This is a genomic window from Rhodobacter sp. P1_C2 (assembly GCF_056406375.1).
Window position 1 is genome coordinate 383,230 of sequence record NZ_JBFUAG010000002.1, and the last position, 25,300, is coordinate 408,529.

A 25,300-nucleotide genomic window follows, 5' to 3' on the forward strand; every position below is an offset into this window, starting at 1 on the left:
CTCCCACCACGAAAATTGAGATCTGCACACCAGCGACCCTGATCGGAATCCGGTCATCGGACTGCGGCTTCCGGCTGTTTTTGGAATGGTTCACTGGACGCATTGAACTTGCCTTCTGATCATGCAATGCGGTTCGCCGCACGCGTCAAACCCTGGATTTCACAGTGATCCGGGGGCCATCTGGCGTCCAATACTTGTTGGATGCCGATGACAGACGCATTAGGTATGGAAGCGTAAGCCAGGAGCAAATGATGGAACATCGGCACTTGAGGTTCTTTATTGCTGTCGCCGAAGAATTGAGTTTTTCGCGGGCTGCAGAACGATTGAACACGGCTCAGCCGCATCTGAGCCGGGAGATCCGCCGTCTGGAAGAGGAAATGGCCGTCACTCTATTCAACCGGGATCAAAGGCGCATCTCCCTCACCCCCGCCGGGACGGTGTTTCTTCACTATGCCCGAAGGGTGGTTGAAGCGACATCAGAGGCCATTTCCGCTGCCCAGAGGGCACATATCGGCGAAGCGGGAACGATCCGGGTCGGATGTTCGAGTTCGGCCATCTTCGGATTTCTGCCGAACGTCGTTCGTGATTTTCGCCAACAACATCCCGAAGTGGAACTTAAATTGACCGAGCTGAACAGCGATATGCAGCCGGATCTGATTTACAAGAAGAAATTGGACGTGGGTCTGCTCTATGCGCCCAGAAACATTTCTGGCGGGCTGAACCAGGCGGTCGTCGCAATGGACACGCTTGTTGTGGCCTTGCCCAATGGGCATCCCCTGACATCACTTGAAATCATTGGACCGGAAGCACTGCGATCCGAGTCATGGGTATACTTCCCGCAACCGATTGCCTCATTGCTGCACGAGACCATCCGTAATTTCTGTGCACGCGCCGACTTCACGCCATCCATCGCGCAGGAAGCGTCAAAACTGTCCACCATCGTCAGCCTCGTCGCGGCCGGTGTGGGCATTGCGCTCGTTCCTGTTGCCCTGCAGCGACTGGCGCTTCCCGGTGTGGTATTTCGCCCCTTGGCGGCTCCCGCGGTGACAATTCCCTTGAGTATTGTCTGGCGCAAGGACGATCAAAACGTGGCTCTGAAGGCGTTTCTCGATTCAGTGCTGGGCTCCGCCGATCTTTCCGCAGGGCATGTCATTTGAGGCGAGGTCCAGCCGCACTGTCCTGTGCCCGAAGGCACCGGCAAAATCGACCTGGACAAGCACACGGCACGCATCGAGACGCATGACGACTGTCCCGCGCCGAAGCACAAAGCACTAGCGCACGTGATCCACAAGATCATCGATGGCCGAAATTCTGTCCGAGGCGCCTGATCGCTTGCCGTTCCACAAGGTGGGTCTTTCACGAGAGACCAGTGGTCAGTTCTGCTCGTGTCAGCCTCTCCATAAGGTTTCGGACATTCGGCACCTGCCAATGGCTACCACGGGTTTTCACGCGCCGCCGGTTGAGCCCGGCAGCCACCGCCCGAAGCACGGTCTGCTCCTTCGCCCGGATATCCGCCAACACCGGCACCAGCCCCTCCGCAAACCGATAGGCGTTGTCACTGACAGCCTGCCTGAGCGCCACAGCGCCCTTCCCAGTGCGTTTGAGGGCGTCCGGCGCCGTTCGGGTTGCCGAGCTTGACCCCGCGCGCCTCGGCCACGGCCAGCGCCTCCTTGGTGCGGCGGGAGATTGCCTCACGTTCGGCCTGGGCCTCGGGGGCCATTAAGCCCGCAGCCAGGTCGTTGGTCTCAGGCATCTACCCTGCGTGGGCATTGAACGTCGCTTTCGGCCCAAAACCAACAGTCGCACCCCTTGCGCAGCGATGCTTCCACGAGCCAGTTCCGAGCGCAATTGCCAAGGGTCCAGTGGGCGATTACTTTTGCAGTATGACGCCAGAACCTATGTTCTTATCGCCAGAACGACAGACGATGATCGACCGATACGAGCGCGCGGATCGTGCTGCGGTCGGCTTTTCGATGGATTATCCCGACGGGCTGTCGTCGGGCATGCACAGCCACCCCAAGGCGCAGCTTGTCTATGCGATTTCGGGAATGATGCGTGTCGAAACTGCGGAGGCCAGCTTCCTGCTTCCCCCCACGAAGGCGCTGTTTCTGCCCGCGGATGTCGCGCATTCCATCTGCATGGAAGGCGAAGTCGCGATGCGTGAGGTGTTCATCGACCGCCGCCTCGCCGATGCCATCCCTTCGGCTCCCCGGGTCGTGACGGTCGGTTCTCTCATGCGCGAACTCATCCTTGCGATCTGCGCCGAGCCGGTCGACTGGCCCATCGACGGGCGATCCCCACATCTTGTAGCCTTGATCATCGACGAGATCCGACGTGCCAAGACCGTGATGACGCGCTTGCCGCAGCTTCGCGAACCGCGCCTTGCGCGCCTTGCCCGCGCCATCACGGATGACCCTGCCGATCCGCGCACCCTCGACGACTGGGCAGAGGTGTGCGGCGCATCGGCGCGGACGCTGGCACGCCTGTTCGTTCAGGACACCGGCATGACCTTTGGACAGTGGCGTTTGCAAGCGCGGCTGAACGCGGCCTTCGTCCTCTTGATGACAGACGGTGAGATTGCCCGCATTGCGCGCAAAGTCGGCTTTGGCAGCCAATCGGCCTTTGGCGTCGCCTTCCGCCGCACCTTCGGGCTGACTCCGGCGCAGGTGAGGACGCTCCACCTCGATCCGTCGTGAGTTTGTCCGTTTCGCGACAAAACTTGTCCTCCTGTTTTTCGAATAGCTTGCAATAATGCGAGGCGGATCACCATTGCTGCAAAAAGACACCGGATGGGCAAGGCACTGTTTACGGAAATCGGCGTCGTGCGGGCGGACGAGCTTGAAGAGGGGCCGATCACGCCCGGCCAGATTCGGCGCAAGGCGCTTGCGGTGGGCGATCTCTGGGTCGGCGAATGCCATGTGACCGCGCTGGACCAGCCGAGCCAGTGGCACCACCACAAGGATTTCGACAGCGTCATGTATATGCTGTCGGGCCGCATCCGGGTTGATCATGGCCCGGGCGGGACACAGTCATTCGAGCTTGGCGCGGGCGATTACGCCTATTTCCCCCGCCGCGTGATCCACCGCGCACAGATCCTGCAAGGTGGGGATGACGTGCGATATGTCTTCCTCCGCGTGGGTCAAGGCGAAACGCTGGAAAACGTCGACGGTCCCGACGCCTGAGGGCTGCCGGGCCCGTCATTTGAATTGCAAGAAGGAGCCTGAAATGGCCGAAGACCTGTCCCAGTGGACCCCGCGCCTCAAACCCCGAACCCCGCCGATGGAAGGGCGTTTCGTCCGGCTGGAAAAACTCGATGCCGCGCGCCATGCCGAAGGCCTGTTTGAAGCCTCGGCACAGCCGGACGGGGACGCGCGGTTCCGCTGGTTGCCCGATGTCCCGCCGACCGACAGAGACGTGTTTCGCAACTGGGTGGAACAGTCCGCCGCCAGCGAGGATCCGATTTTCTTTGCTGTGATCGACAAGATCACGGGCAAGATCGCGGGGCGGCAGACCTTCATGCGCATGGATACGGCGAACGGGGTCGCCGAAATCGGCCATATCTATTGGGGCCCCCTGGTGTCGCGCAAACCTGCGGCGACCGAGGCGCTGTTCCTCTTTGCCCGCCATATCTTCGACGATCTTGGCTATCGCCGCTTCGAATGGAAGTGCAACAACGAGAACCTGCCGTCCAAACGGGCGGCCTTGCGCTTCGGCTTCCGGCACGAGGGGGTGTTCCACCAACATATGATCATGAAAGGCCGAAACCGCGACACTGCATGGTTCGCGATGCTCGACAAGGACTGGGCAAAGCTCCGGCCGGCCTATGAGGCATGGCTGGCACCTGGGAACTTCGATGCAGCGGGAGCCCAGCGACGCAAGCTGGAGGAATTCCGCGCGGGCATGGGAGCTGAATAACCAACTGAAAAAGCGGCCCCGCCGGCTGGGGCGAAGGGCCGCTTTCCGCCCTTTGCAACGCGCATTCTAAGCTAGCCGCTTCAGAAGATTTGTCACATTCGACACCTGCCACGTCCCGCCGCGACGCGTCCTCATCCCACGGCGGTTCAGTTCCGCCGCCATCGCACGCAATCTGTGTGTCCTTTGGCCCGGATATAGGCCAAAACTGCCACCAATCGGTCCGCAAACCGATCCGCGTTGTCACGGACAGCCTGCCTGAGCGTCACAGCGCCCTTCCCAGCTCGTCTGAGAGCCTCGGCGCCGTTCGGGTTCCCGAAGCAGATCGTCCAGCTCCCTGCCGGTGAACCCGAGATCCAGCATGTCGACACCAAGGCTCTGCAGATCCCCGACCTCCAGCGCCAGCATCTCCAGATCCCAACCGGCCCGCTCGCCGAGCTTGTTGTCGGCCAGCACATAGGCCCGCTTCTGCGCCGCGCTCAGATGCGACAGTTCAATCACCGGCACAGATCCAAGCCCGAGCTTGCGCGCCGCCATGACCCGCCCATGGCCGGCAATTATGCCATTCGCCCCGTCGACCAGCACCGGATTGCTAAAGCCGAACTCCCGGATCGAGCCAGCAATCAGCTCCAAATGACCCTCGTCATGCGCGCGCGCGTTGCGGGCGTATGGGATCAGAGCGCCGAACGGGCGGGAGGGAATTACCAGTTGGTTCGCGCCGTCCATGCACACCTCCGTAGCGGCCAATTTGGCCGCACGGGCTTTGCAACACACGACTAAGCCATTGTCTTACCGAAATAAATTATACGAGGCGACAGGTTTGGTGCGCGCCCCCGATTGCTTTTTGAGCAAGAGGTCCGAACGGCGATCCATGACAGCAAGCATTTTTTATGAGATATTGATCGGGAACATATGGGACGTCGCCGGGACCGCGACTTCAATAGCCTTCAGCGACTGCCCAACCGGAAAGGGAGTGGCATGTGATGGGCCAGGTTGCACCAGAGCCGGTTCGCGATCCCGCACGGCTTGGATTTGATCCGGAACGGCTCTCGCGGTTGAAGCCTTGGATGCAGCGCTACGCGGACAGCGGGCTTTGGCCCGGGGGCGCGGTGCTGGTTGCGCGACATGGCGAACTTGCCTACTTCGCCTGCGCCGGGGTGTCGGATATTGCGACCAGGAGCCCTTGGCGAAGGGACCTGATCGCACGCATCTGGTCCATGGCCAAGCCGATCACGGCCGTCGCGGCGCTGATGCTTTACGAAGAGGGCCGGCTGCACCTCGACGATCCGGTGTCGATGTATCTGCCGGAGTTCAAGGATCAAAGCCTGCTGGTTGAGGGCGCCACATCGCTGGACCAGGTGATCCCCGTGAACAGGAAGATGACAATTCATCACCTTCTGACCCACCGGGCGGGATTGAGCCTGTTCACCAATCCGCGCAGCCCGGCGACTATGGCTGGGGCGGAGCCGCTGGCACCTTCTTCTGGGTCAGCCCGGTCGAAGACATGATTGTCATTCTCTTCACGCAAATTTGGCCTTCCAGTGCGATCCCCGTACGCAAGGAACTCAGGGCTCTCGTCTATTCCGCACTGGTTGGACCTTGATCCAAAGGCGAATTATGCGTAACCCGCCTCTTCGCGTCAAAGACGTCCTATCTGGACATGTTGAATTTCGAATGCCGAATTGCCGTAACAGCAATTCCGAACCAGTGGGAAGCAATCTGTTTGACAGGCCGCGCCGCGATGAGGATGCGGTGGAAAATTGTCCTGAGAGACCTCTGGCTACTTTGCTGTGCGATTGGCATTTGCGGGGCCAGCGGCGGAAAACGGTGTGTCATTGGAACCTTGAACCTTACAAATAAACGATGCCACAAGCGGCAGACTCGGCAAACCGAGCCCGGTTCTGCCGGGCTCGATGCAACAGATTTTAGATCGCCAGCCTTGGCTTCTTAGGTCAAGGCTGGCTTCTCACGTGCACTCCACCCGCAAGAAAATGGGGAGAGTCAACAGTAACGCACTCGCACTACACACCCACAATCAATCGCAACTTTTTCTTATGTACCATTAGCACATCTTAATGTGGCAAAAGCAAGGCAGTTTTCATCCGAATTATCAATGTTGAACGGACGGTCTGTTGCCCGAGCGGAAACCCACCGAGAGCTCCCAAACGGGGTGTCCGCAACCTCAGCGCAGTGAAGCGTGCCCGGGCATTGGCCAAGCCTGCTGGCGGCCCTCGTCAAGCGTCCTTGCCATGCATGGATATGGGATCAGATCGCCGATTGGGCGGCAGGTCATTGCCAGGTGCTGTCCGCCGTCCATGCACGCCTTAGCTCCGCGAGCGATCTGGCCGCAAGAGCGGTACGCGATCGAGATAACACATTGTCTTTACGACACGAAATGACAGGGAGCGTCTTGGGAGAGCCCTTGGGTGCTTTCAGACAGTCAGACTGATCAATTCGAAGGAAGAAGCTCAATCATTTTAGCAAAAACGTGCCACGCAGGCGTGTGGCTGCGTTGAGCACCCGCGACCTCAACCACCCGAACCGATCCGCCCCAGTGATTTGGCTGCGCCGGTAGGGCAAGTTTTCCATCCTGAAAGACCGGTTCGCAACTCGTCTGCGGACATCAGTTTCCCGATGGCCTTATGCCGGCCAGACGTACCAACTCCGTTGATGTGGCTCCGCAACCAGCCGATTATGTTTGACCGACCTCAGGAATTTTGAGGCACCGCTTGCGTCGATGTGGTCCTGACCGGGGCGGCCACAGCACGGCGATAGAGATGCCAACTGGCATGGCCCAGGACCGGAAGCACGAAGATCAGGCCCACGAACAGGGTGGCGACACCCAAGCCCAATGCAACCACCACGATGGCTCCCCACGCGGCGACCGCAACAGGACTGCGGCGCGCAATGGTGATCGAGGTCACCACGGCTTTGACGACACCCACATGGCGATCCAGAAGCAGCGGGAAAGAAACCAGGCTCATCGTAAGTACGGCACAAGCAAAGACGAAGCCGACAGCGCAACCCACGATCAGCATGACCCAACCGGCCTGCGTGGTGAAGGTTTCCCGCAGGAAGGCCGCGGTCGAAACTGGCGGCTCCGGGCCAAGCGTCAGGTTGTAGATCGAGTTCGCGAAGAGCAGCCAGACCATGAAGGCCGCGAAAAGATAGAACCCGAGCGTCAGGATCGGAAAGATCGACGGCGACTCGAAAACCCCAAAGGCATCGCCCCAAGAGGTCTTCAAACCCAGTTCGCGCCGGCGGCTCATTTCGTAAAGGCCAACCGCAGCCACCGGCCCGATCAGGGCAAATCCTGACACCATCGGCAGGATCAAGGGCAGCAATCCGTGGTTCACCGCCAACCCCATCAACATCAGGCCGACGATCGGATAGATCACCACGATGAAGATCACATCGGTGCGCAGGGCCATGAAATCGTCCAGACCGTATTGCAGGGCGAGGCGCAGGTCGGCGAGGCGCAGGCCCGTCACGACAATGGGCGCAGTGTCTTCGCCAGCAATTTCCTTGGTACCTTCCCCAACCAGGCGCGCGCCAACCCCGACCTGCTTCGCGACCCATGAAATGGGGTTGCCGATTGTCTCGACCATCACATTTCCTCCACCAGTTTCGGTGCACTGCACGCGGCGAGGCGGACAGTTTCCAGGACGTTCACGTCCATGCATCATATCACGAATTCCGCAGCGAGTCCCGTTGCAAGCGGCCAGGCGGCAGCATGTTGCAGGCAGGGGGCCGCCTGCCTCGATGGAGCACGATCCCCCTGTTCCGCATAATCTTTGGTGAAACCCTCTCCACTGGCTGTTGGCAGCCCGTCCAACGTCCGTGCGCTTGCGAAACGATGCAGCGGTGTCGATACCTGATCAGGCACCCGGTTGGCCGGTGACCCGACAGCTGCTTCTAGTAGGGATCGGGTCTGTTCGGCAGAACCTCTGATTCAAAACACGCGTTGCCAGCCCCAACCACCTCCGCCGACCCGATCTGCAGCCGATTCAACCGTCATTCCCCTATATCAATTCCTTATAGGGTTTTGACGGTTAAATCCCTCTCGCCGATGCTCGGGGAAAAGCACCGTCTGGCCTCGGTCGATCCCCTCGATGTAACCCGCCATCATCGCCCTCCATCTTCAGAGAAAGCGTATCATAGTAGGGGTTTCCACACAGCCTCGGCGGAAAGCGGTCGTTCGCCGCACGAGTCCCCAAGGTCTGTTGTGCGGACGAAGCTGCCATTCGCTTCGGCGCTTAGGAGACCGCGCCCAAAGACGTTGGCTGAGACATGTCGACGCCGGAGACCTTGACGACGGCCCGCCACGCGGCTTCCTGGCTGGCGCGATCGTGAAGGTGAGGCTCGCGCTGGAGCTCCATCGGGCCCGAGAACTTCCCCTTGGCCGAGGCGAAGAAGTGCCCTGAAAGGTCGGTTCCGAACTCCGACGCCTGGATGTAGCGACGGGCCGCGACCGCCGGCGCCTGGTTCATGCCGGGAATGAGGTTCACGATGGGAATCATCAGATACTTCAACAACGGGCCCGCGTTTCGCGCCACGTTGGTGGCGTTCGACGCGCCGGGCGAGACGGCGTAGACAGCCATGCCGGAGGGCAGACGGCGTGCCAGCGCCTCGGCCCACCATGCGATCATCAGCTTCGCGTCGGCATAGGCGGTGTTGGGGGAGTATTTCACGCTTCGTCCGCTGCGGATCAGGGCTTCAGCCGCCGCGGTATGGTCGCCCCCGTGGTATTTCGCCGCGAAAGCCGGCAGGTCGGTATATTTGAACATGGGCACGCCCCCGCGGGCAGGCTCTGCGCTGGTGATCACAATCCGCGCGCCGGAGCTCAGCAGGTTGGCATTGAGCAGCCCGACAGCCAGGTGATGATGTCCGATCAGCGGAGCCTGAGACGCCTCTACGCCCTCCACAGTGATCACCCGCGCCTTGGTTGGGACCAACCCCGCATTGAGCAGCAGGAAATCGATGGGTTCGCCCCGCTTGACGAGATCTGCAAGCGCGGACTGAACGCTCCCGGAAGAGTTCAGATCAATCTCCAGCGGCGTAAAGACCTGTTTTTCGGTTTCCGCCGCAAGCCGAGCGGCCGCTTCCTTGGCCTGGGCCAGGCTGCGCCCAGTAACGATCACCTCCTGCCAGTCCCCGTCGGCGAGCAAAAGTGCAGCGGCATAGCCGAGCCCCGAAGTGGCGCCCGTGACCAGGGCGATTGCATGTTTCATGTTTGGTTCCACGATGAAAGAAGTTCGGGTCGCAAGGCCGGGAGCCCGCTTGCTATTTTTGGACTGTTTCCTCATATATTCGCGAGGGTCACAGGGTCAAGGATTTTTGGACTAAATGCTAAATAATTCGAACAGACCGCGCGGGCGGCCGCGAAGCTTCGATGAAGGCGAAGCGCTGGACAAAGCAACGCAGATCTTCTGGTCGAAAAGCTACGACGGCGTCTCGATCGATGATCTCATCGCGGGCATGGGTGTGGGTCGGCAAAGCCTGTATTCCGTCTTCGGGGACAAGCGGACCCTCTTCCTGCGTGTCCTCAGGGCCTACGCCCAGCGTAAGGGTGCCGGCGCGGCGGAGGCGCTCTTGTCGCCGCCTGCTCTTCGCGACGGGGTAGCCGGTTTCCTGAGGCACGCCGTGGAATTTGCCACCCAGGAAGGGTCTGTCCCGGGGTGCCTTATGGTGTGCGTCGCGCCCCTGGTGGACGACGCTGAGGTCCGGCGGTTCTTGAAGGACACGGCAGCTGGCGGCCTGGCGCTCGTGGAACGCCGTTTCTGCGACGGGATCAGCGCGGGAGAAATCCCGTCAGACTTTCCTGTCGCCACGCGCGCGCGCCAGGTCCTCGACCTTGCCCGCGGTCTGACGATGCATGCGCAGATCGGCGCGCCGCGCATGGCGCTTCTGGAAGATGCCGAAGAAGCAGCCGACCTGGTGCTCCAGCCGCCGCAAATTGCGGGGCAGAAGTTTGGCGCTGGATGACAGGGGCGCATTGAGCTGGCGGCGAAATCGGCGCCGACCTATTGGTTCCACAGTCGCGGGCGGGATCAACTCAGGCGCTCTGGGCGAAGGCAATCGCGCACGCCCCCTACCGTCTGAGGTCGGCAATGACCTCAGAGCGGACCTTCGCTGCCAATGTCATGAAAGTCCAGTTTGGGCCGACCGCCTAGCCGCTGTGCAGATCAAGGTACGGTTGACCTCGGCTGCGCCGCATCATGTCGAATATGTGGATAGACCCCAGTACTGCCTGTTGCTGGTCACCGAGGTAAAGAAGCATTGCAGAGCGGCCTTGACGTGGATGCCACCAACAGTTGTTCGATGCCAGTCGCGCCTGCTAAGCGGGCGGCAACCACAAACCGCAAAAATGTTCGACAAATTTTCCTGTTCAAAAGCAATGCCTTGGAAGTTGAACACCAAATCCACGCAGTCATCAGCTCCAGAGAGAAAGTGTCGAGGGAGAGCGTTTGGAGCATTATGGCAGAGACAGAAGTGTTCAGCCTTCTGCCTATAACCCCCGAATATAACGGCAAATTTCGGCTGTCAGGCAGAGCGGAGAATGTTTGCTTCAGGCAAGTGCCGGAGGAAGCGCGATCGCGGTCGAACCTTATCTGGCTATGGGGCCCCGCCCCCGATGTGATCTTGGTTTCGCTTGGCGTGATCCGATTGAACATTGGCGCGATCCGGTTTAGCGTTGGCGCATATCCCCCTTATCTCCATCCCATCGGCAATGGGCCGGCAAACATGGAGAATGGAAATGGCACGCAAACAGACCGCCCTCGTCACCGGAGCGTCTTCCGGGATGGGCAAGATCATCGCAAAAAAACTGTTGCAGGATGGCTATGAAGTCATCGTCGCGGCCCGCAGGGTCGAAAACATGCAGGACCTCGAGGCTTTGGGCGCTCATCCCGTCTCGCTCGATGTCTCGGATGAGGCGAGCATCATCGCGGCCCATGCCCAGATCGAAGGCCAGTTTGGCGGCGTCGATGTCCTGGTGAACAATGCCGGTTTCGGACTTTATGGCGCGGTCGAGGACGTGCCGATGGCCGAGGTGCGCTATCAGTTCGAGGTCAACCTCTTTGGCATGGGCCGCCTGATCCAGCTGTTCACGCCCCATATGCGGCAAAGGAAGTCGGGCAAGATCATCAACATCGCCTCGATGGGCGGCAAGATCTATACCCCGCTGGGCGCATGGTACCACGCCACCAAACACGCTGTCGAAGGCATGTCCGACGCTTTGCGGCTGGAACTGGCGCCCTTCGGCATCGATGTGATCGTGATCCAGCCCGGCATCATCCTGACCGATTTCGGCGCGGTTCTGGATGGCCCGCTACAGAAGTTTTCGGGCAAAGGCGCCTATGCCGATCTTGCGGCCAAGGTCGCCCGCGGCACGGTTGAAACCTATGCCAAGGGGGACGGATCGTCGCCGCAAGTCGTGGCCGACGCCGTGTCGGATGCGCTGAAGGCGCGCCGACCCAAAACGCGTTATGCCGTGGGTAAATATGCGAAGCTTCTGATGGGCATCCGCAACTGCCTGGGAGACCGCATGTACGACCGCGTCATCATGAGCCGGGTCCGCTGATGGAGGCGCGCTACACCATCGACATGGGCTGGGGTCTGATGTTGGGAAACCTTGGCATCAGACCCGCCGATCTTCTGCGTCATGCGCGTTTGCCTCTGGACCTGTTTCAGCGCAAGACCGCCCAGGTGACCAGCGAGGAATATTTCCGCCTCTGGCAGGCGATTGAGGCCGTCTCGGGCGATCCGCTGGTGCCGATCCGGCTGGTGGGCCAGATGACCGCCGAAACCTTCAGCCCGGCGCTGTTCGCCTGCCTGTGCAGCGAAACGCTGGACGCGGCCCTGATGCGGCTGGCGCATTTCAAGCCGCTCGTCGGGCCGATGCGGCTGCAGATCACCAAAGGGGCCAGGGAAACCGTGGCCGAGATCACCGGCCCTCCGACCGACATACCGCCCCCTGCCGTCATGCTGGCGGGCGAACTGGCGTTCTTTACACAGCTTGCCCGGCTTGGGTTGCGCGACCGGATCGTGCCCGCCTGGATCGAGGGTCCGGCGATATTTCCCGATGCAGCCGCCTATGCCGAATGGTTCGGCTGCCGCCCGCGCCGGGGCGACGTCACCCGCGTCGCCTTTCGCCGTCTGGATGCCGAACGTCCCTTTCTGACCGCCCATCCGGCCATGTGGGCGGCGTTCGAGCCGTCGCTGCGGCAGCGGCTTTCGGATGCGACGCGCAGCGCAACGACAAGCACGCGCGTCAACGGCTGGCTGATCGAGACCATCGCCTCGGGTCGCACCGGCATTGACGACGCCGCGCGCGGCCTTGGCGTCAGTACGCGGACGCTGCAACGGCGACTGACGGGCGAGGGCACCAGCTTTCAGACCCTGCTGGCCGAAACGCGCCTGAAGCTGTCGCGTCACTACCTGACCCAGACCAACCTGAGCACGCCAGAAATCGCCTTTCTGCTGGGCTATTCCGAACAGAACTCCTTCTACAGATCATTCCGCGACTGGACCGGCCTGACCCCCGACGAGGCACGACAGCGTCCAACCAAGGCATTCGCCTGAGCAGGACTGGCAATCTCGTCCAGAATTGCGATGACGGTCGAGTTGGCGGAAGGGGTGGGATTCGAACCCACGGATGCTTGCGCATCGCCGGTTTTCAAGACCGGAGCAATCGACCACTCTGCCACCCTTCCGGAGGGGCTTGGGGCCGAGGTCCCTTGCCGCCTGGTCGCTGTCTGCCGGGGGGATTTGCGAAAGGAGCGGGATGTCGTCCCGGGTTGCGCAAATCTTTGGCCCTCTGGCAGGCCTGAGGGGCATAGCGAAGGCTTCGCGATTCTGAAAGGGGCAGTTCTGTTTGGGGTTGGGCCGCCCCTTTGCAGCGATCGGGTGACGGGAGTCCGGGCGCTGGCGAGGGGTATTGGCTAAGGGGCTTCGGGCCCTCGGACTTCGACCTTTCGGGTGGCGGGTGATTTCCGCCATGCGGGCGGTGGCGCCAAGAGCCGCCCTTCCCTGCACGACTTTCTGCCGCTATGATGCGGCAGGAGACGGGGGTCCGGGTGCGGGCGCCCGGATTGCGGCCCGGATCTCGGGGTTGGGGCTTTGTCGGGATGTCCGGGCGGGAACGGCCCGTGGCAGGACGCGGGGGCCAAAGGCGGATGGGGGCTCAAGCCCTTGATCCGTCGACCAGATCTGGTTCGGACGAGTGATGTGGCAGGTAAGCGCGGCGACAGACTGCGCGAGAGCATGGGGCTTGGAATGGCAGGAATGATGCTGAAATCATGGATCGTGGCAGGCGTGGCCCTGTGGGGACTTGCGGGCTGCGAGCTGGGCACCGGGAACACCCCGGCGACCGAAGACATCGGAGAGGGCAGCGCAAGCTCTGCCACCTCGGTCCGGCTGGTCGACCGCGATGTCGAGGCGCCGGATGTCTTTCAGGCCACCGACAAGGCGCTCTGGGATGGCCGCCCCTCGCTCGGCGGGGTCTGGGTCGCCTCGCCGAATGCCAAGAACCCCGAGCGCGTCATCATGCGCAACCCGGCCAATGGCAAATTCGTCATCGGCGGGCTGTTCCAGCGCGATGCCACGCTGCCGGGACCGAAATTGCAGCTGTCCTCCGATGCCGCCGATGCGCTTGGCCTGCTGGCCGGCCAGCCGGCCGCGATCAGCGTGACGGCGCTGCGCCGCGAGGAGGCTTCCTCCAAGGCGCCCGATGCCACGAAGCCGCTTCTGGATGCCAATGAAGCCGTCCAGCTTGGCGCGGGCGATGTGGTGGCCACGGCCTCCAATGCCATCGACGCCGCGACGGCCAAGCCGGGCAAGGCTGCTCAGCCCGGGCAGAAGCCTGCGGCCCAGCCTGTCATCACCGAACCCGCAGCCGCCGCCCTGCCGGCGCCTGCCGCACCCGCCGCCAAACCTGCCGCCACCGCAACCGGCGGCAGCCTGATCCAGGTCGGCATCTTCTCGGTCGAGGCCAATGCCAAGCGCGCGACCTCGGTCCTCTCCAAGGCCGGGATCACCGGCGCCACCTCGCAAGAGGTCAGCCATGGCAAACCCTTGTGGAGCGTCACCGTCCGCGGCGATGCTTCCATGCTGGCCAAGATCAAGGGCGCGGGCTTTGCGGATGCCTTTGTCCTGAAACGCTGAAAGGACTTTCCCATGACCTTCTTCCGACGCTTCTCCTGCCTTGTGGCCTTTGCCGTCCTGGCAACCGGCCCGGCCCGCGCGTTCGAAACCGCCGCGACCCATGCCTGGGTCTATGACATGACCACCAACACCGTGCTTCTGGACAAGAACGGCGAGGAGGCGGTGCCGCCCGCCTCGATGTCCAAGCTGATGACGGTCGAGATGCTGTTCGAGGCGCTGCAGGATGGCCGGGTCCAGATGGACACGACCTTTGGCGTCTCGGCCAAGGCGGTCAGCTATACCGCGCTCGGCGGTTCGACCATGTATCTGCAACAGGGCGACCGGCCGACGGTGCAGGAACTGATCCAGGGCATGATCGTGAACTCGGGCAACGATGCCTGCACGGTTGTGGCCGAGGGGTTGGAAGGCTCGGAAGAGGAATTTGCCCGCAAGATGACCGAAAGGGCCAAGACCCTCGGGCTGGAGAACTCCTCCTTCGCCAATTCCTCCGGCTGGCCCGACCCCGGCCAGCGGATGAGCATGCATGACCTCGGCATGCTTTCGGTCCATATCATCGAGACCTACCCCGAGCTCTACCCGACCTTCTCGGAGACGGATTACAACTACAAGAACCGCTCGCCGGCCAATGCCAACAACCGCAACCCGCTTCTGAAGCTGGGGATCGGCGCGGACGGTCTGAAGACCGGCCATACCGAGGAGGCCGGCTATGGCATGGTCGGTTCGGTCAAGCAGGGCGAGCGGCGGATCGTCTTCGCCTTCAACGGCGTGACCTCGGACAAGGACCGCGCGCAAGAGGCGGAGCGGATCGCCAACTGGGCCTTTCGCCAGTTCGCGCTGAAGACCGTGGTCAAGGCCGGCACCGAAGTGGCGCAGGCGCAGGTCTTCCTCGGCAATGCCGGCACGGTCGGCCTGGTTCCCGCCGCCGATCTGCGCCTCTTGATCCCGGCGGGGGCCGCCGATGGCGTCTCGGCCGATGTGGTCTATACCGGGCCGATCAAGGCGCCGATCGCCAAGGGCACCAAGCTGGCCGATCTGGTCGTCCACCTGCCCGACATGCCCGATCACCACGTCGACCTTCTGGCCAGCGCCGATGTCGGGGCCGCAGGCTTCATGGACCGCGTCATGGTGGCCCTGACCCAGCTGCGCAGCCGCTACGGCGTGTGACGGGATGGGCGGCAGGTTCATTTCCTTCGAAGGCATCGACGGTTCCGGCAAATCCACCCAGGCGCGGCTTCTGGCCGAGGCCTTGCGTGCCGCGGGCCACGAGGTCGTCCTGACCCGCGAACCGGGCGGCAGCCCGGGCGCCGAGGAGATCCGCCGCCTCGTCCTCGAAGGCGCCGCGGACCGCTGGTCGGCCGAGACCGAGATCCTGCTCTTCACCGCCGCCCGCCGCGACCATCTGGAAAAGACCATCCGCCCCGCCCTCGCCCGGGGCGCCGTGGTGATCACCGACCGCTTTGCCGACAGCACGCGGATGTACCAGGGCATCTCGCGCGGCGATCTGGCCGAGGTGGTGGACCGCCTGCATGGCCTGATGATCGGCGTCGAACCCGACCTGACCTTCCTCATCGACCTGCCCGCCGAACTGGGCCTTTCCCGCGCGCAAAGCCGCGCCGGGGCCGAGATGCGCTTTGAGGACATGGGCCTCGACCTGCAGAAACGGATGCGCGCCGGCTTCCTGATCATGGCCAAGGCGCCGCGCTTCCGGGTCATCGACGGCAACCGCCCGCAGGGCGAGATCGCCGCCGAAATCGCTGCTCTCGCCCAGTCGCATCTGGCCCAATCGCATCTCGCCCCGTCGCATCTGGCCCCGTCACCAGCGCCATGAGCGATACGCCAGAACCCGACCGGCTGGAGGGCGCCCCCCACCCGCGCGAGACGCGCCACCTTTTCGGCCATCAGGCCGCCGAGGAGACCTTCCTCGCCGCCTTCAACTCCGACCGGCTGCATCACGCCTGGCTGATCTCGGGCGCCAAGGGGGTCGGCAAGGCCACCCTCGCCTGGCGTCTGGCGCGCTTCCTCCTGGCCACGCCCGAGGGCGACGGCGGCTTCTTTGCCGCGCCCAAGCCCGAAACGCTCGACATTCCCGACAGCGACCCGGTGGCGCACCGGATGCTCGCCATGTCCGAGCCGCGGCTGTTCCTGCTGCGTAGGCCCTATGACGAGAAGGCCGAGCGTCTGCGCGCCGATATCACGGTGGACGAGACGCGCAGCTTGCGCAACTTCCTGGGCCTGTCTGCCGCCGACGGCGGGCGCCGCGTGGTGATCATCGATTCCGCCGACGAGATGAACCGCTCGGCCGCCAACGGCATCCTGAAGCTGCTGGAGGAGCCGCCCGCCAAGGTCACCTTCCTGATCATCAGCCACCAGCCCGCCGACCTTCTGCCCACGATCCGCTCGCGCTGCCGCGACCTGCGGCTGGCCCCCCTGTCGCCCCCCGATCTGGCCGAGGCACTGGCCCAGGCCGGGGCCGACATCTCCCCCGAAGACCGCGAGGCGCTGGCGCAGCTCGCCGGCGGTTCGGTGGGCGCGGCCTTTCGCCTCTCCAACCTCGACGGGCTGAAGCTTTATGCCGCCATCGTCCGCCTGTTTTCCACCGTGCCGCAGATGGACCGCAGCCTTGCCCGGATGCTGGCCGAGGCCGGGGCCAACCGCAAGACGCCCGAGGCGTTCGACCTGACCGTGACCCTGATGGATGCCTTCCTCGCCCGCCTCGCCCGCGCCGCAGCCATTCGCGCCCTGCCGCCCGAGGCCGCAAGGGGCGAGGCCGCGCTCATCGAACGGCTTGCCGCATTTCCGGGCGCAGCCGGGCTCTGGGCCGATCTGGCGCAGCATTTGGGCCTCAGGGCGCGCAAAGGCAAGGCGGTCAATCTTGACCCTGCCGCCCTTCTCATGGATATGGTCCTGAAGGTCGACGAGACGGCGGCAATGGTCGCCCAAAGGTGACAGATGAATACCCCGATTGAACGTGTCGCCCCCTTTGAACTGGTCGCCCCTTTTGAATTGGTGGACAGCCACTGCCACCTCGACTTTCCGGACTTCGACGGCGAGCTGGACGCGCTGATCACCCGCGCCCGCGCCGCCGGTGTCACCCGGATGGTGACGATCTGCACCAGGCTGCACAAGGAACCCGAAGTCCGCGCCATTGCCGAGGCCTATGAGGGCGTCTTCTACGCCGCGGGCATCCACCCGATGAGTGCCGCGACCGAGCCGCCGGTGACCGTCCAGCAGTTGGTCGATTATGCCAAACACCCGAAATTCGTGGGCCTCGGCGAGACGGGGCTTGATTATCACTACACCGCCGACAGCGCCGAGGTGCAAAAGACCTCGCTGCGCCTTCATATCGAGGCGGCGCAGGAAACCCAGCTGCCCTTGATCATCCATGCCCGCACGGCGGATGAGGATATCGAGGCAATCTTGACAGAGGGCATGAAGATCGCCCCCTATCCTTGTGTCCTGCATTGCTTTTCCTCGGGCCCGCGTCTGGCGCAGGCGGCGCTGGAGATGGGGTTTTACCTCTCGATGTCGGGGATCGCGACTTTCCCGAAATCCTCGGAACTCCGCGAGATCTTCGCCGCCGCCCCGCTGAACCGCATCCTGGTGGAAACCGACAGCCCCTATCTCGCCCCGATCCCCTATCGCGGCAAAAGGAACGAGCCCGCCTATACCGCCTTCACCGCCAGGACCGGCGCGCAGGTCTTCGGCGTGACCGAGGCCGAGTTCGCCGCCGCCACCTCGGCCAATTTCGACCGGCTCTTCACCAAGGCGGCGCGCGCTGCCCATGCAGCGTGACGGGGGCGTGATGGCGACCTTGCGTTTCACCATCCTCGGCTGCGGCTCTTCCGGCGGGGTGCCGCGTCTGGGCGGCGACTGGGGCGACTGCGACCCGACCAATGCCAAGAACCGCCGCCGCCGCTGTTCGATGCTGGTCGAGCGGATCGTCGGCGACCTGCGGACCCGCGTCCTGATCGACACCTCGCCCGACATGCGCGAGCAGTTGCTGGATGCCGGGGTCGGCCTGCTGGATGGCGTGGTCTTCACCCATGCCCATGCCGACCATACCCATGGCATCGACGACCTGCGCCAGATCGTCTTCAACACCCGCCAGCGCCTGCCGGTCTGGGCCGATGGCCCGACCGAGGCCGCGCTGATCTCGCGCTTCGGCTATGCCTTCGTGCAGCCCGAGGATTCGCCCTATCCGCCGATCCTGGAACTGCGCAGCATCGGCCATGGCCCCTTTGCCGTGCCGGGGCCGGCGGGCGCGATCAGCTTCACCCCCTTCGTGGCCGACCACGGCGCCATCGACGCGCTGGGGTTCCGCATCGGCCCCCTCGCCTATCTGCCCGATGCCGTGGCCCTGCCCGAGGCGGCCTGGGCGCATCTGCAGGGCCTTGGCACCTGGGTCGTCGACGCGCTGCGCCGCAAGCCGCATCCGACCCATGCCCATCTGGACATGACCCTCGGCTGGATCGCCCGCGCCCAGCCCGAGCGCGCGGTCCTGACCAACATGCACCTCGACATGGATTACGAAACCCTGCGCGCCGAACTGCCGAAAGGCATCGATCCGGCCTATGACGGCATGGTCCTGACCTTCGAGAACCAAGCCTGAGACCCTGCCCTGACTTTCGGGCCAAGCCAAGAAACGGACCTGCCCCATGGGATTGCTGCTGGACGTCATCCTCCCCGTCTTTCTGGTGATCGGGGGAGGCTATGTTCTGGCGCGCTGGGGCGGGATGAGCGACGGGGCGGTCGACGCGCTGATGCAATTCTCGCAAGGCATCGCGGTGCCCTGCCTTCTGTTCCGCCAGATCTCGCAGCTGGATCTGAAGACGAGCTTTGACCCCGGCTTGCTGATCAGCTTCTACGCCGGCGCCTTCCTGTGCTTTGCCGCCGGTTTCTTCGGCGCCTGGAAGCTGTTCAAGCGGCCCCTGGAAGAGGCGGTGACCACCGGGTTCGCCTGCATGTTCTCGAACTCGCTGCTGATGGGTCTCTCGATCACCGAGCGCGCCTATGGCACCGCGGCGCTGGCGGGCAATTACGCGATCATCGCGATGCATTCGCCGATGTTCTATGCCTGCGGCATCGCCCTGATGGAGATGGTGCGCAACCACGGCAAGGGTCTCAGCGCCTCGGCGCTCAGCCGCAAGGTGGTGAAGGCGATCTTCTCGCAGTCGCTGGTGCTGGCGATCTCGCTGGGCTTCGTGGTCAACCTCCTGCATTTTCCGATGCCGCAGGCGGTGGATGCGGCGACCGACATGCTGGGCAAGGCGGGGCTGCCGACCGCGCTCTTCGGCCTCGGCGGGGTTCTGTTCCGCTACCGGCCCGAGGGCGACAAGGGGCTGATCGCGCTGATCGTCGGCGTGTCGCTGTTCCTGCATCCGGTGGCGACCTATGGGCTGGGCCGGCTCTTGCAGCTGGACGTGGCGGCCCTGCGCTCGGCCACCGTCACCGCCGCCATGCCGCCCGGGGCCAATGCCTATCTCTTTGCGCATCTTTATGCGGTGGGGCGGCGGGCCAATGCCTCGGCCGTGCTGATCGCCACGGCGCTGTCGGTGGTGACGGCGTGGTTCTGGCTGCAGGTTCTGCCGTAGCGCCTTGTTCCGGCGTGGAAGCGGGGGTTTCACACCCCCGCACCCCCGTGGGATATTTATGGACCAATGAAGGGGGGCGCGGTTGTTAGCGGCGGCCCTTGGCGTGGAAGATGAAGCCGAGGAAGTTCAAGAGGATCTGGGCGGTGAGGATCGCAGTGGATTGGCTGTGGTCGTAGTCGGGGGCGACCTCAACCAGATCCATGCCGACGACCTCGTGGCTTTGGGCCACGGCCTGCAGAAGCTCGAGGACCTCGTAGTAGAGGAAACCGCCGTGGCTTGGCGTGCCGGTGCCGGGGGCGATCGAGGGGCAGAAGCCGTCGATGTCCAGCGTCACATAGACCCGCGCGCCTTTGGGGATGCGGGCGGCGACGGCTTCGGGGCCAAGGGCACGGAACTGGCGGACCGAGAGGATATCCGAGCCCATGGCGCGGGCGGCGTCGTAGCCGTCCTTGGCGGTGGAGGAGACGTTGCGGATGCCGACCTGCGTCAGGCCCGTGACATAGGGCTTTTCCGCCGCGCGCCGCATGGGGGAGCCGTGACCGGTGCGCACGCCGTGGCGTTCATCAACGAAATCGAGATGGGCGTCGATCTGCAGGACATGGATATCGCCCTGGCCCGCGAAAGCCTCGATACAGGGGATGTTCACCGAATGGTCGCCGCCGATCACCACCGGCAAGGCGCCGGCCTTCAGGATCGCCTCCACCCCCGCCCGGATATTGGCGTGGCTTTTGGCGGTGTCCGTATGGACGATATCGGCATCGCCGATGTCGACGATGCGGACCGATTGCGGCAGATAGGTCGCGTCATCCTCGTGGTCATAGGCCCCGGCATGGCCGAAGGAGAACAGAGTCGAGGCCTCGCGCACCGCGCGGGGGCCGAAGCGGGCGCCGGCGCGGAACTGGGTGCCGAAGTCGAAGGGCGCGCCCATCACCGCGACATCGGCGGCGATCGCCGACCAATCCTCGACATAGGGCCTTTTGCCGAAGGTCGCGATGCCGACGAAGGGCAGGTTCAGGCGGCCGGTGTCGTAGGAATTGGCCATTATTGCGGGCTCATCCCGCGCAGGCGTTCGGAGCGGCGGCGCAGCAGTTCCAGCGTCGCCAGAAGCGCGATCGAGATCACCACGAGGATCGTCGCCACCGACAGGATCGCCGGGCTGATCTGCTCTCTGATGCCGTTCCACATCTGGCGCGGGATGGTCTGTTCGTCATTGCGGCCGACGAACAGCACCACCACCACCTCGTCAAACGAGGTGACGAAGGCGAACAGCGCGCCCGAGATCATGCCGGGGGTGATCAGCGGCATGATCACCTTGAAGAAGGTGGTCGAGGGCGAGGCACCGAGGCTCGCCGAAGCGCGGCTCAGCGAATGGTCAAAGCCCAGAAGCGTCGCCGTCACGGTGATGATGACGAAGGGGATGCCCAGCGTCGCATGGGCCAGGATGACGCCCAGATAGGGCACGCCCCATTTGTTGATCTCGATATCCGAGTAGAAGAAGAACAGGCCCAGCGTGATGATGATCAAGGGCACGATCATCGGCGAGATCAGGACCGCCATGATCAGCTTGCGGTAGGGCATGTCGGGGCGCGACAGGCCAAGTGCGGCCAGGGTGCCGAGGACGGTGGCGATCAGCGTCGCGAAGAAACCGATGATGACCGAGTTCTGCGCCGCGATGACCCAGGCGGCGCGGTGCCAGACCGTGCCCCACCAAGCCCAGTCGCGCGCCACATCGGTGGGAACGTCCGGGAAGGTCAGGATCAGGTCATACCATTTCAGCGAATAGGCCGCGGGATCAAACTCCAGCATGCCCTTGGTGAAGGTGAAGAAACTGTCCGCGTTGAAGCTGAGCGGGATGATCACCAGGACCGGCGCGATCAGGAACAGGAAGATCGCCGCGCAGATGCCGCGGAAGGTATAGTACCAGACCCGTTCGAGGGGCGAGGCATAGATCGGAAGTGCCATGGTTGTTCCCCTTACCCGAGCTTCATCTTGTCGATGCCGACGATCCGGTCATAGAGCCAGTACAAGAGCATGATGGCGACCAGCAGGATCGTGGCCAGCGCCGCCGCCAGCGACCAGTTGTTCGACTTGTTCACATGGAAGGCGATCATGTTGGAAATCAGCGTGCCGGTCGAACCGCCGACCAGGGCCGGGGTGATGTAATAGCCGACCGAGAGGATGAAGACCAACAGCGTCCCCGCCCCGATGCCCGGCACCGTCTGCGGGAAATAGACCCGGCGGAAGGCGGTCCAGGAGCTGGCACCAAGGCTGCGCGCGGCGCGGACGTAAGACGGCGGGATCGGCTTCATCACCGAATAAAGCGGCAGGATCATGAAGGGCAACAGGATATGCGTCATCGCAATCGTCGTACCCATCCGGTTGTTGATCATCTCGAGCCGCCCGTCATTCGAGATGATGCCAAGCGCCACCAGGATCGAATTGACCACGCCGCCGCCCTGCAACAGCACCATCCAGGCGGTGGTCCGCACCAGAAGCGAGGTCCAGAAGGGCAGAAGCACCAGGATCATCAGAAGGTTGGAGGTGCGGATCGGCAGCACGGCCAGAAGATGCGCAATCGGATAGCCGAGGATCAGGCAGAGCGCGGTGATCAGCGCCGACATGGCAAAGGTGCGGATGAAGAGGGTGACATAGACGCGCTCCTCCGGCGGGGCCTGCACGATGGCGCCGCTGGCGTCACGCTTCAGGTCAACCGCGTTCAGGAAGAAATCGGTCGTATAGGCATGCGAGGCCTGGCGCATTGCGCCCCAGAGATCGGGGCTGCCCCATTGCGGGTCGAGCGCGGTGAGCGATTCCTTGAAGGGCGGGGTCAGGTTCTTGGCCTCGCGCCCGGCCTTGGTGAACAGGGACCGCGTGCCTGGCAGCGCGTAATTGACCCGCTCGCCCGCGACGGCGACGGTCTTGGCGGCGGCGGCGGCCTTCAGGTCATCGACCAGCACGGTATAGGCGGCCTCGTCCGGCTCGGTTCCGACCGGGTGGCTGGCGAACCATGCCGTCATCCCCGGCATGTTTTCGGCAAATCTCGGGTTGTAGACCGATTGCTGCAGGACCTGCACGATCGGCGAGACGAAGGTGATCAGGATGAAGGCCAGAAGCGGCAGCACCAAGAGGAAAGCCCGCCATTTCGCCCGCCGTTGCGCCGAGGCCAGCGCCTCTTTCAACGGGCGGCCGTCGGCGGTGGTCAGCACCTGAACGCTTGAAGCCTCGATCGCAGCCATCATCATACCTTCATCAGACAGAAAAAGGGCGGGCGCCGCAGGGGCGCCCGCCGGAAAATCAGTTCGCGGCCAGCCAGGCGTTGAAGCGATCGTTCAGTTCCGCGTCATGGTCGACCCAGAATTCGTAGGAGGACGCCACGGCGTTCTTCAGGTTGTCCGGGTTGGTCGGCATGTAGGGGGCCATGTCGGTCTTGCCGTCGTTGAACTTGCCGACGAGCGCCGAGGAGGACTTGCGCGCCGGACCATAGGAGATCCAGGCGGCCTGATCGGCCAGCGCCTTGGTGGAGGTCGCGAACTTCACGAAGTTGATCGCGTCTTCCTTGTGCGGCGCGCCTTTCGGAACGACGAAGAGGTCATATTCGTAGACCTGGCCATCCCAGACGGTCTTGAAGGGCTTGCCATCGGCGATCGCGGCCGAGAAGAGGCGGCCGTTGTAGGCGGTGGTCATGGCAACTTCGCCGTCAGCCAGAAGCTGCGGAGCCTGGCTGCCGGCTTCCCACCAGACCATGTCCTTCTTGATGGAATCGAGCTTCTTGAAGGCGCGGTCCACGCCTTCCGGGGTGCCGAGGGTCTTGTAGACATCGGCCGCCGGAACGCCATCCGCCATCAGCGCCATTTCCAGGTTCGCCTTGGCGCCCTTGCGCATCGCGCGCTTGCCCGGGAACTTGGTGGTGTCGAAGAAGTCGGCAATGGTGGTCGGGCCGCCATTGGGGAACTTGGTGGTGTCATAGCCATAGACGGTCGAGAAGACGATCGTCGAGACGGCGCAATCGGTCACGGCGCCCGGCAGGAAGTCGTCCTTGGCGGGGGTGCCATCGTCACCGGGGGGCAGCGCGTCGATGCCGATCGGCTCCAGCATGCCTTCGTCGCACAGACGGATCGCGTCGGAATATTCCACGTCGGCCACGTCGACCGTGACGTTGCCGGCCTCTTCCTGGGTCTTGACCATCGGCGCCGGGTTATCGGCATCGACCGAGACGACATTGATGCCGGTCGCGGCGGTGAAGGGCTTGTGATAGGCTTCCACCTGGCTCTTGGTGTAGGCACCACCCCAGGACACGACCGTGATATCGGCGCGGGCGGCAAAGCCGGCCACCGACAGAGCGGTCGAGAGGATAAGAAGCTTCTTCATAGAGACGTCTCCCGTTGTTGGTTTTCTTGTGTTGGTTTTCTTGAGTTGGTGTGTCTGGCCCGTGCCTTCTGGACACGGCACCCCGGTTGTCCGGGGGTCCTATAGATCGAGCGCGCGCGCATCCGCGGGCGCCCAACCAATCCTGATCTTCTCGCCGGGCTTCAGCACCTGCTGGCCCTGCGAGTTGCGCGATTTCATCACGAAATCATCCGCGCCGGCAACTGACAAGACCGTGCGGAGCAGATCGCCCATGTAAATGACCTCGCGCACCGTGGCGTCGATCATCTGCGCGCCCGGCGGCAGAAGCTCGGTCTTGAACTCCACCCGTTCGGGGCGGATCGAGACGACGGTCTCGGCCCCGGTCGTGGTCACATTGACCGGCGTGGCATCGATCAGCTCGCCCGTCACCAGACGCACCTTGCAGGTATTGCCCGAGATCGCCTCGATCTTGCCGCGCAGCTTGTTGTTCTCGCCGATGAACTGGGCGACGAAGCTGTTCTCGGGCCGCTCGTACAGGTCCTGCGGGCTGGCCAGCTGCTGGATGCGGCCATCGTTGAAGACGGCGACGCGGTCCGACATGGTCAGCGCCTCGCCCTGGTCATGGGTGACGTAAACCACGGTGATGCCGAGGTTTTCATGCAGGTGCTTGATCTCGAACTGCATATGCTCGCGCAGCTGCTTGTCGAGCGCTCCCAAGGGTTCGTCCATCAGAACCAGCGCCGGATCGAAGACCAGCGCACGGGCCAGGGCGATCCGCTGCTGCTGGCCGCCCGAAAGCTGGGCCGGGCGGCGGTTGATGAAATTGCCCATCTGCACCATGTCGAGCGCGCGCTTGACCTTGGCCTCGCGCTGATCCTTGCCCATGCCGCGGACTTCCAGCGGGAAGGACAGGTTCTCGCCCACCGTCATATGCGGGAAAAGCGCGTAGTTCTGGAACACCATGCCGATGCCGCGCTTGTGCGGCGGCACCTGGTTGATCGGACGGCCGTCGAGGGTGATCTCGCCATGGGTGGCGGTCTCGAAGCCTGCGAGCATCATCAGGCAGGTCGTCTTGCCCGAGCCCGACGGCCCGAGCATGGTCAGAAACTCGCCCTTGCCGATCCGCAGATTCAGGTCTTTGACGACCAGAGCGACGCCATCATAGCTTTTCTGCACATGGTCGAAGACGACGAATGCGTCATTCGCGACCGCGCCAATGCTTGCCGCTGCGCCAGTGGATGCCCCAGTGGATGCCAAGCCGTTCTCCCCGTTTTATCTGGTCGTTC

Annotated in this window: 25 protein-coding genes and 1 tRNA gene; 15 read left to right on the forward strand and 11 right to left on the reverse strand. The window is 63.4% G+C overall.

Going from position 1 to position 25,300, the window contains the following annotated elements:
- Positions 1-251 precede the first annotated feature (251 nt).
- Positions 252-1,157 carry a LysR substrate-binding domain-containing protein gene (locus AC1DZT_RS04575; protein WP_478005419.1) on the forward strand — a complete coding sequence of 302 codons (906 nt, stop codon included), beginning with the start codon at positions 252-254 and terminating at the stop codon, positions 1,155-1,157.
- Positions 1,158-1,555: 398 nt separating this feature from the next.
- Here the strand turns inward: AC1DZT_RS04575 and AC1DZT_RS04580 are convergent, their stop codons facing one another.
- Positions 1,556-1,753 carry a hypothetical protein gene (locus AC1DZT_RS04580; RefSeq protein WP_478005420.1) on the reverse strand — a complete coding sequence of 66 codons (198 nt, stop codon included), beginning with the start codon at positions 1,751-1,753 and terminating at the stop codon, positions 1,556-1,558.
- A 172-nt stretch (positions 1,754-1,925) separates the two neighbouring features.
- Between AC1DZT_RS04580 and AC1DZT_RS04585 the strand changes: the two genes are divergently transcribed.
- From AC1DZT_RS04585 to AC1DZT_RS04595, 3 genes are all read left to right on the forward strand, one after another.
- Complete coding sequence (locus AC1DZT_RS04585; RefSeq protein ID WP_478005421.1) at positions 1,926-2,696, forward strand: AraC family transcriptional regulator; 771 nt, start codon at positions 1,926-1,928, stop codon at positions 2,694-2,696.
- 93 nt (positions 2,697-2,789) lie between these two features.
- On the forward strand, positions 2,790-3,182 hold the full coding sequence (locus AC1DZT_RS04590) for a cupin domain-containing protein (protein WP_478005422.1): 393 nt from the start codon (positions 2,790-2,792) through the stop codon (positions 3,180-3,182).
- 43 nt (positions 3,183-3,225) lie between these two features.
- Entirely contained in the window at positions 3,226-3,915 is a 690-nt protein-coding gene (locus AC1DZT_RS04595) for a GNAT family N-acetyltransferase (RefSeq protein WP_478005423.1), read from the forward strand.
- 66 nt (positions 3,916-3,981) lie between these two features.
- Here AC1DZT_RS04595 and AC1DZT_RS04600 read toward each other — a convergent pair whose 3' ends face one another.
- Both AC1DZT_RS04600 and AC1DZT_RS04605 read right to left on the reverse strand, forming a co-directional pair.
- Positions 3,982-4,077: a recombinase family protein gene (locus AC1DZT_RS04600; RefSeq protein ID WP_478005512.1), complete on the reverse strand. Its 96-nt coding sequence runs from the start codon at positions 4,075-4,077 to the stop codon at positions 3,982-3,984.
- Positions 4,078-4,155: 78 nt separating this feature from the next.
- A complete protein-coding gene (locus tag AC1DZT_RS04605; RefSeq protein ID WP_478005424.1) occupies positions 4,156-4,638 on the reverse strand; it encodes a ParB/Srx family N-terminal domain-containing protein in 483 nt (160 codons plus the stop codon).
- Positions 4,639-4,895: 257 nt separating this feature from the next.
- On the opposite strand from AC1DZT_RS04605, the gene AC1DZT_RS04610 reads away from it, so the two are divergent.
- A complete protein-coding gene (locus AC1DZT_RS04610; RefSeq protein WP_478005425.1) occupies positions 4,896-5,420 on the forward strand; it encodes a serine hydrolase domain-containing protein in 525 nt (174 codons plus the stop codon).
- 1,200 nt (positions 5,421-6,620) lie between these two features.
- Here AC1DZT_RS04610 and AC1DZT_RS04615 read toward each other — a convergent pair.
- Together AC1DZT_RS04615 and AC1DZT_RS04620 are read right to left on the reverse strand one after the other, a co-directional pair.
- Positions 6,621-7,520, reverse strand: a complete 900-nt coding sequence (locus AC1DZT_RS04615) for a DUF2189 domain-containing protein (RefSeq protein ID WP_478005426.1) — start codon at positions 7,518-7,520, stop codon at positions 6,621-6,623.
- A gap of 648 nt (positions 7,521-8,168) precedes the next feature.
- Positions 8,169-9,143, reverse strand: a complete 975-nt coding sequence (locus tag AC1DZT_RS04620; RefSeq protein WP_478005427.1) for an SDR family NAD(P)-dependent oxidoreductase — start codon at positions 9,141-9,143, stop codon at positions 8,169-8,171.
- A 115-nt stretch (positions 9,144-9,258) separates the two neighbouring features.
- On the opposite strand from AC1DZT_RS04620, the gene AC1DZT_RS04625 reads away from it, so the two are divergent.
- From AC1DZT_RS04625 to AC1DZT_RS04635, 3 genes are all read left to right on the forward strand, one after another.
- Entirely contained in the window at positions 9,259-9,897 is a 639-nt protein-coding gene (locus AC1DZT_RS04625) for a TetR/AcrR family transcriptional regulator (protein ID WP_478005428.1), read from the forward strand.
- A 772-nt stretch (positions 9,898-10,669) separates the two neighbouring features.
- Positions 10,670-11,494, forward strand: a complete 825-nt coding sequence (locus tag AC1DZT_RS04630) for an oxidoreductase (RefSeq protein WP_478005429.1) — start codon at positions 10,670-10,672, stop codon at positions 11,492-11,494.
- The gene (locus AC1DZT_RS04635) at positions 11,494-12,495 is read left to right on the forward strand and encodes an AraC family transcriptional regulator (protein ID WP_478005430.1); all 1,002 of its coding nucleotides are present in this window, start codon (positions 11,494-11,496) and stop codon (positions 12,493-12,495) included. Before AC1DZT_RS04630 ends, AC1DZT_RS04635 begins: the two co-directional genes overlap by 1 nt.
- Before the next feature lie 43 nt (positions 12,496-12,538).
- Here AC1DZT_RS04635 and AC1DZT_RS04640 read toward each other — a convergent pair.
- A tRNA-Ser gene (locus AC1DZT_RS04640) sits at positions 12,539-12,626 on the reverse strand.
- Positions 12,627-13,197: 571 nt separating this feature from the next.
- Between AC1DZT_RS04640 and AC1DZT_RS04645 the strand changes: the two genes are divergently transcribed.
- Genes AC1DZT_RS04645 through AC1DZT_RS04675 form a run of 7 tightly spaced genes read left to right on the forward strand, consistent with a single transcriptional unit; the run spans position 13,198 to position 19,667 of the window.
- Entirely contained in the window at positions 13,198-14,076 is an 879-nt protein-coding gene (locus AC1DZT_RS04645; RefSeq protein WP_478005431.1) for an SPOR domain-containing protein, read from the forward strand.
- A 12-nt stretch (positions 14,077-14,088) separates the two neighbouring features.
- The gene (locus AC1DZT_RS04650) at positions 14,089-15,240 is read left to right on the forward strand and encodes a D-alanyl-D-alanine carboxypeptidase family protein (RefSeq protein ID WP_478005432.1); all 1,152 of its coding nucleotides are present in this window, start codon (positions 14,089-14,091) and stop codon (positions 15,238-15,240) included.
- Between the two features lie 4 nt (positions 15,241-15,244).
- Positions 15,245-15,904 (forward strand): dTMP kinase, encoded by a 660-nt coding sequence (tmk, locus tag AC1DZT_RS04655; RefSeq protein ID WP_478005433.1) that lies wholly within the window; start codon positions 15,245-15,247, stop codon positions 15,902-15,904.
- Positions 15,901-17,022, forward strand: a complete 1,122-nt coding sequence (locus tag AC1DZT_RS04660) for a DNA polymerase III subunit delta' (protein WP_478005434.1) — start codon at positions 15,901-15,903, stop codon at positions 17,020-17,022. The genes tmk and AC1DZT_RS04660 overlap by 4 nt, the downstream gene beginning before the upstream one ends.
- Before the next feature lie 3 nt (positions 17,023-17,025).
- On the forward strand, positions 17,026-17,868 hold the full coding sequence (locus AC1DZT_RS04665; RefSeq protein WP_478005435.1) for a TatD family hydrolase: 843 nt from the start codon (positions 17,026-17,028) through the stop codon (positions 17,866-17,868).
- Between the two features lie 10 nt (positions 17,869-17,878).
- Positions 17,879-18,685, forward strand: a complete 807-nt coding sequence (locus AC1DZT_RS04670) for an MBL fold metallo-hydrolase (protein ID WP_478005436.1) — start codon at positions 17,879-17,881, stop codon at positions 18,683-18,685.
- A gap of 46 nt (positions 18,686-18,731) precedes the next feature.
- Complete coding sequence (locus AC1DZT_RS04675; RefSeq protein WP_478005437.1) at positions 18,732-19,667, forward strand: AEC family transporter; 936 nt, start codon at positions 18,732-18,734, stop codon at positions 19,665-19,667.
- Positions 19,668-19,752: 85 nt separating this feature from the next.
- Here AC1DZT_RS04675 and speB read toward each other — a convergent pair whose 3' ends face one another.
- The 5 genes from speB to AC1DZT_RS04700 all read right to left on the reverse strand — a co-directional run bounded on the left by speB (position 19,753) and on the right by AC1DZT_RS04700 (position 25,271).
- Positions 19,753-20,709 carry an agmatinase gene (speB, locus tag AC1DZT_RS04680; RefSeq protein ID WP_478005438.1) on the reverse strand — a complete coding sequence of 319 codons (957 nt, stop codon included), beginning with the start codon at positions 20,707-20,709 and terminating at the stop codon, positions 19,753-19,755.
- On the reverse strand, positions 20,709-21,629 hold the full coding sequence (locus AC1DZT_RS04685; RefSeq protein WP_478005439.1) for an ABC transporter permease: 921 nt from the start codon (positions 21,627-21,629) through the stop codon (positions 20,709-20,711). The genes speB and AC1DZT_RS04685 overlap by 1 nt, the downstream gene beginning before the upstream one ends.
- A gap of 11 nt (positions 21,630-21,640) precedes the next feature.
- A complete protein-coding gene (locus tag AC1DZT_RS04690; protein WP_478005440.1) occupies positions 21,641-22,906 on the reverse strand; it encodes an ABC transporter permease in 1,266 nt (421 codons plus the stop codon).
- 55 nt (positions 22,907-22,961) lie between these two features.
- Positions 22,962-24,035 (reverse strand): ABC transporter substrate-binding protein, encoded by a 1,074-nt coding sequence (locus AC1DZT_RS04695; RefSeq protein ID WP_478005441.1) that lies wholly within the window; start codon positions 24,033-24,035, stop codon positions 22,962-22,964.
- Between the two features lie 99 nt (positions 24,036-24,134).
- Entirely contained in the window at positions 24,135-25,271 is a 1,137-nt protein-coding gene (locus tag AC1DZT_RS04700) for an ABC transporter ATP-binding protein (RefSeq protein WP_478005442.1), read from the reverse strand.
- Positions 25,272-25,300 lie beyond the last annotated feature (29 nt).

Coding starts and splice junctions, on each gene's coding strand:
- AC1DZT_RS04695 (WP_478005441.1), bottom strand. CDS start 24,035: ATGAAGAAGCTTCTTATCCTCTCGACCGCTCTGTCGGTGGCCGGCTTT.
- AC1DZT_RS04635 (WP_478005430.1), top strand. CDS start 11,494: ATGGAGGCGCGCTACACCATCGACATGGGCTGGGGTCTGATGTTGGGA.
- AC1DZT_RS04670 (WP_478005436.1), top strand. CDS start 17,879: ATGGCGACCTTGCGTTTCACCATCCTCGGCTGCGGCTCTTCCGGCGGG.
- AC1DZT_RS04650 (WP_478005432.1), top strand. CDS start 14,089: ATGACCTTCTTCCGACGCTTCTCCTGCCTTGTGGCCTTTGCCGTCCTG.
- AC1DZT_RS04620 (WP_478005427.1), bottom strand. CDS start 9,143: ATGAAACATGCAATCGCCCTGGTCACGGGCGCCACTTCGGGGCTCGGC.
- AC1DZT_RS04690 (WP_478005440.1), bottom strand. CDS start 22,906: ATGATGGCTGCGATCGAGGCTTCAAGCGTTCAGGTGCTGACCACCGCC.
- AC1DZT_RS04575 (WP_478005419.1), top strand. CDS start 252: ATGGAACATCGGCACTTGAGGTTCTTTATTGCTGTCGCCGAAGAATTG.
- AC1DZT_RS04595 (WP_478005423.1), top strand. CDS start 3,226: ATGGCCGAAGACCTGTCCCAGTGGACCCCGCGCCTCAAACCCCGAACC.
- AC1DZT_RS04590 (WP_478005422.1), top strand. CDS start 2,790: ATGGGCAAGGCACTGTTTACGGAAATCGGCGTCGTGCGGGCGGACGAG.
- AC1DZT_RS04585 (WP_478005421.1), top strand. CDS start 1,926: ATGATCGACCGATACGAGCGCGCGGATCGTGCTGCGGTCGGCTTTTCG.
- AC1DZT_RS04660 (WP_478005434.1), top strand. CDS start 15,901: ATGAGCGATACGCCAGAACCCGACCGGCTGGAGGGCGCCCCCCACCCG.
- AC1DZT_RS04615 (WP_478005426.1), bottom strand. CDS start 7,520: ATGGTCGAGACAATCGGCAACCCCATTTCATGGGTCGCGAAGCAGGTC.
- AC1DZT_RS04675 (WP_478005437.1), top strand. CDS start 18,732: ATGGGATTGCTGCTGGACGTCATCCTCCCCGTCTTTCTGGTGATCGGG.
- speB (WP_478005438.1), bottom strand. CDS start 20,709: ATGGCCAATTCCTACGACACCGGCCGCCTGAACCTGCCCTTCGTCGGC.
- AC1DZT_RS04625 (WP_478005428.1), top strand. CDS start 9,259: ATGCTAAATAATTCGAACAGACCGCGCGGGCGGCCGCGAAGCTTCGAT.
- AC1DZT_RS04580 (WP_478005420.1), bottom strand. CDS start 1,753: ATGCCTGAGACCAACGACCTGGCTGCGGGCTTAATGGCCCCCGAGGCC.
- AC1DZT_RS04665 (WP_478005435.1), top strand. CDS start 17,026: ATGAATACCCCGATTGAACGTGTCGCCCCCTTTGAACTGGTCGCCCCT.
- AC1DZT_RS04605 (WP_478005424.1), bottom strand. CDS start 4,638: ATGGACGGCGCGAACCAACTGGTAATTCCCTCCCGCCCGTTCGGCGCT.
- tmk (WP_478005433.1), top strand. CDS start 15,245: ATGGGCGGCAGGTTCATTTCCTTCGAAGGCATCGACGGTTCCGGCAAA.
- AC1DZT_RS04610 (WP_478005425.1), top strand. CDS start 4,896: ATGGGCCAGGTTGCACCAGAGCCGGTTCGCGATCCCGCACGGCTTGGA.
- AC1DZT_RS04685 (WP_478005439.1), bottom strand. CDS start 21,629: ATGGCACTTCCGATCTATGCCTCGCCCCTCGAACGGGTCTGGTACTAT.
- AC1DZT_RS04630 (WP_478005429.1), top strand. CDS start 10,670: ATGGCACGCAAACAGACCGCCCTCGTCACCGGAGCGTCTTCCGGGATG.
- AC1DZT_RS04645 (WP_478005431.1), top strand. CDS start 13,198: ATGATGCTGAAATCATGGATCGTGGCAGGCGTGGCCCTGTGGGGACTT.
- AC1DZT_RS04600 (WP_478005512.1), bottom strand. CDS start 4,077: ATGGCGGCGGAACTGAACCGCCGTGGGATGAGGACGCGTCGCGGCGGG.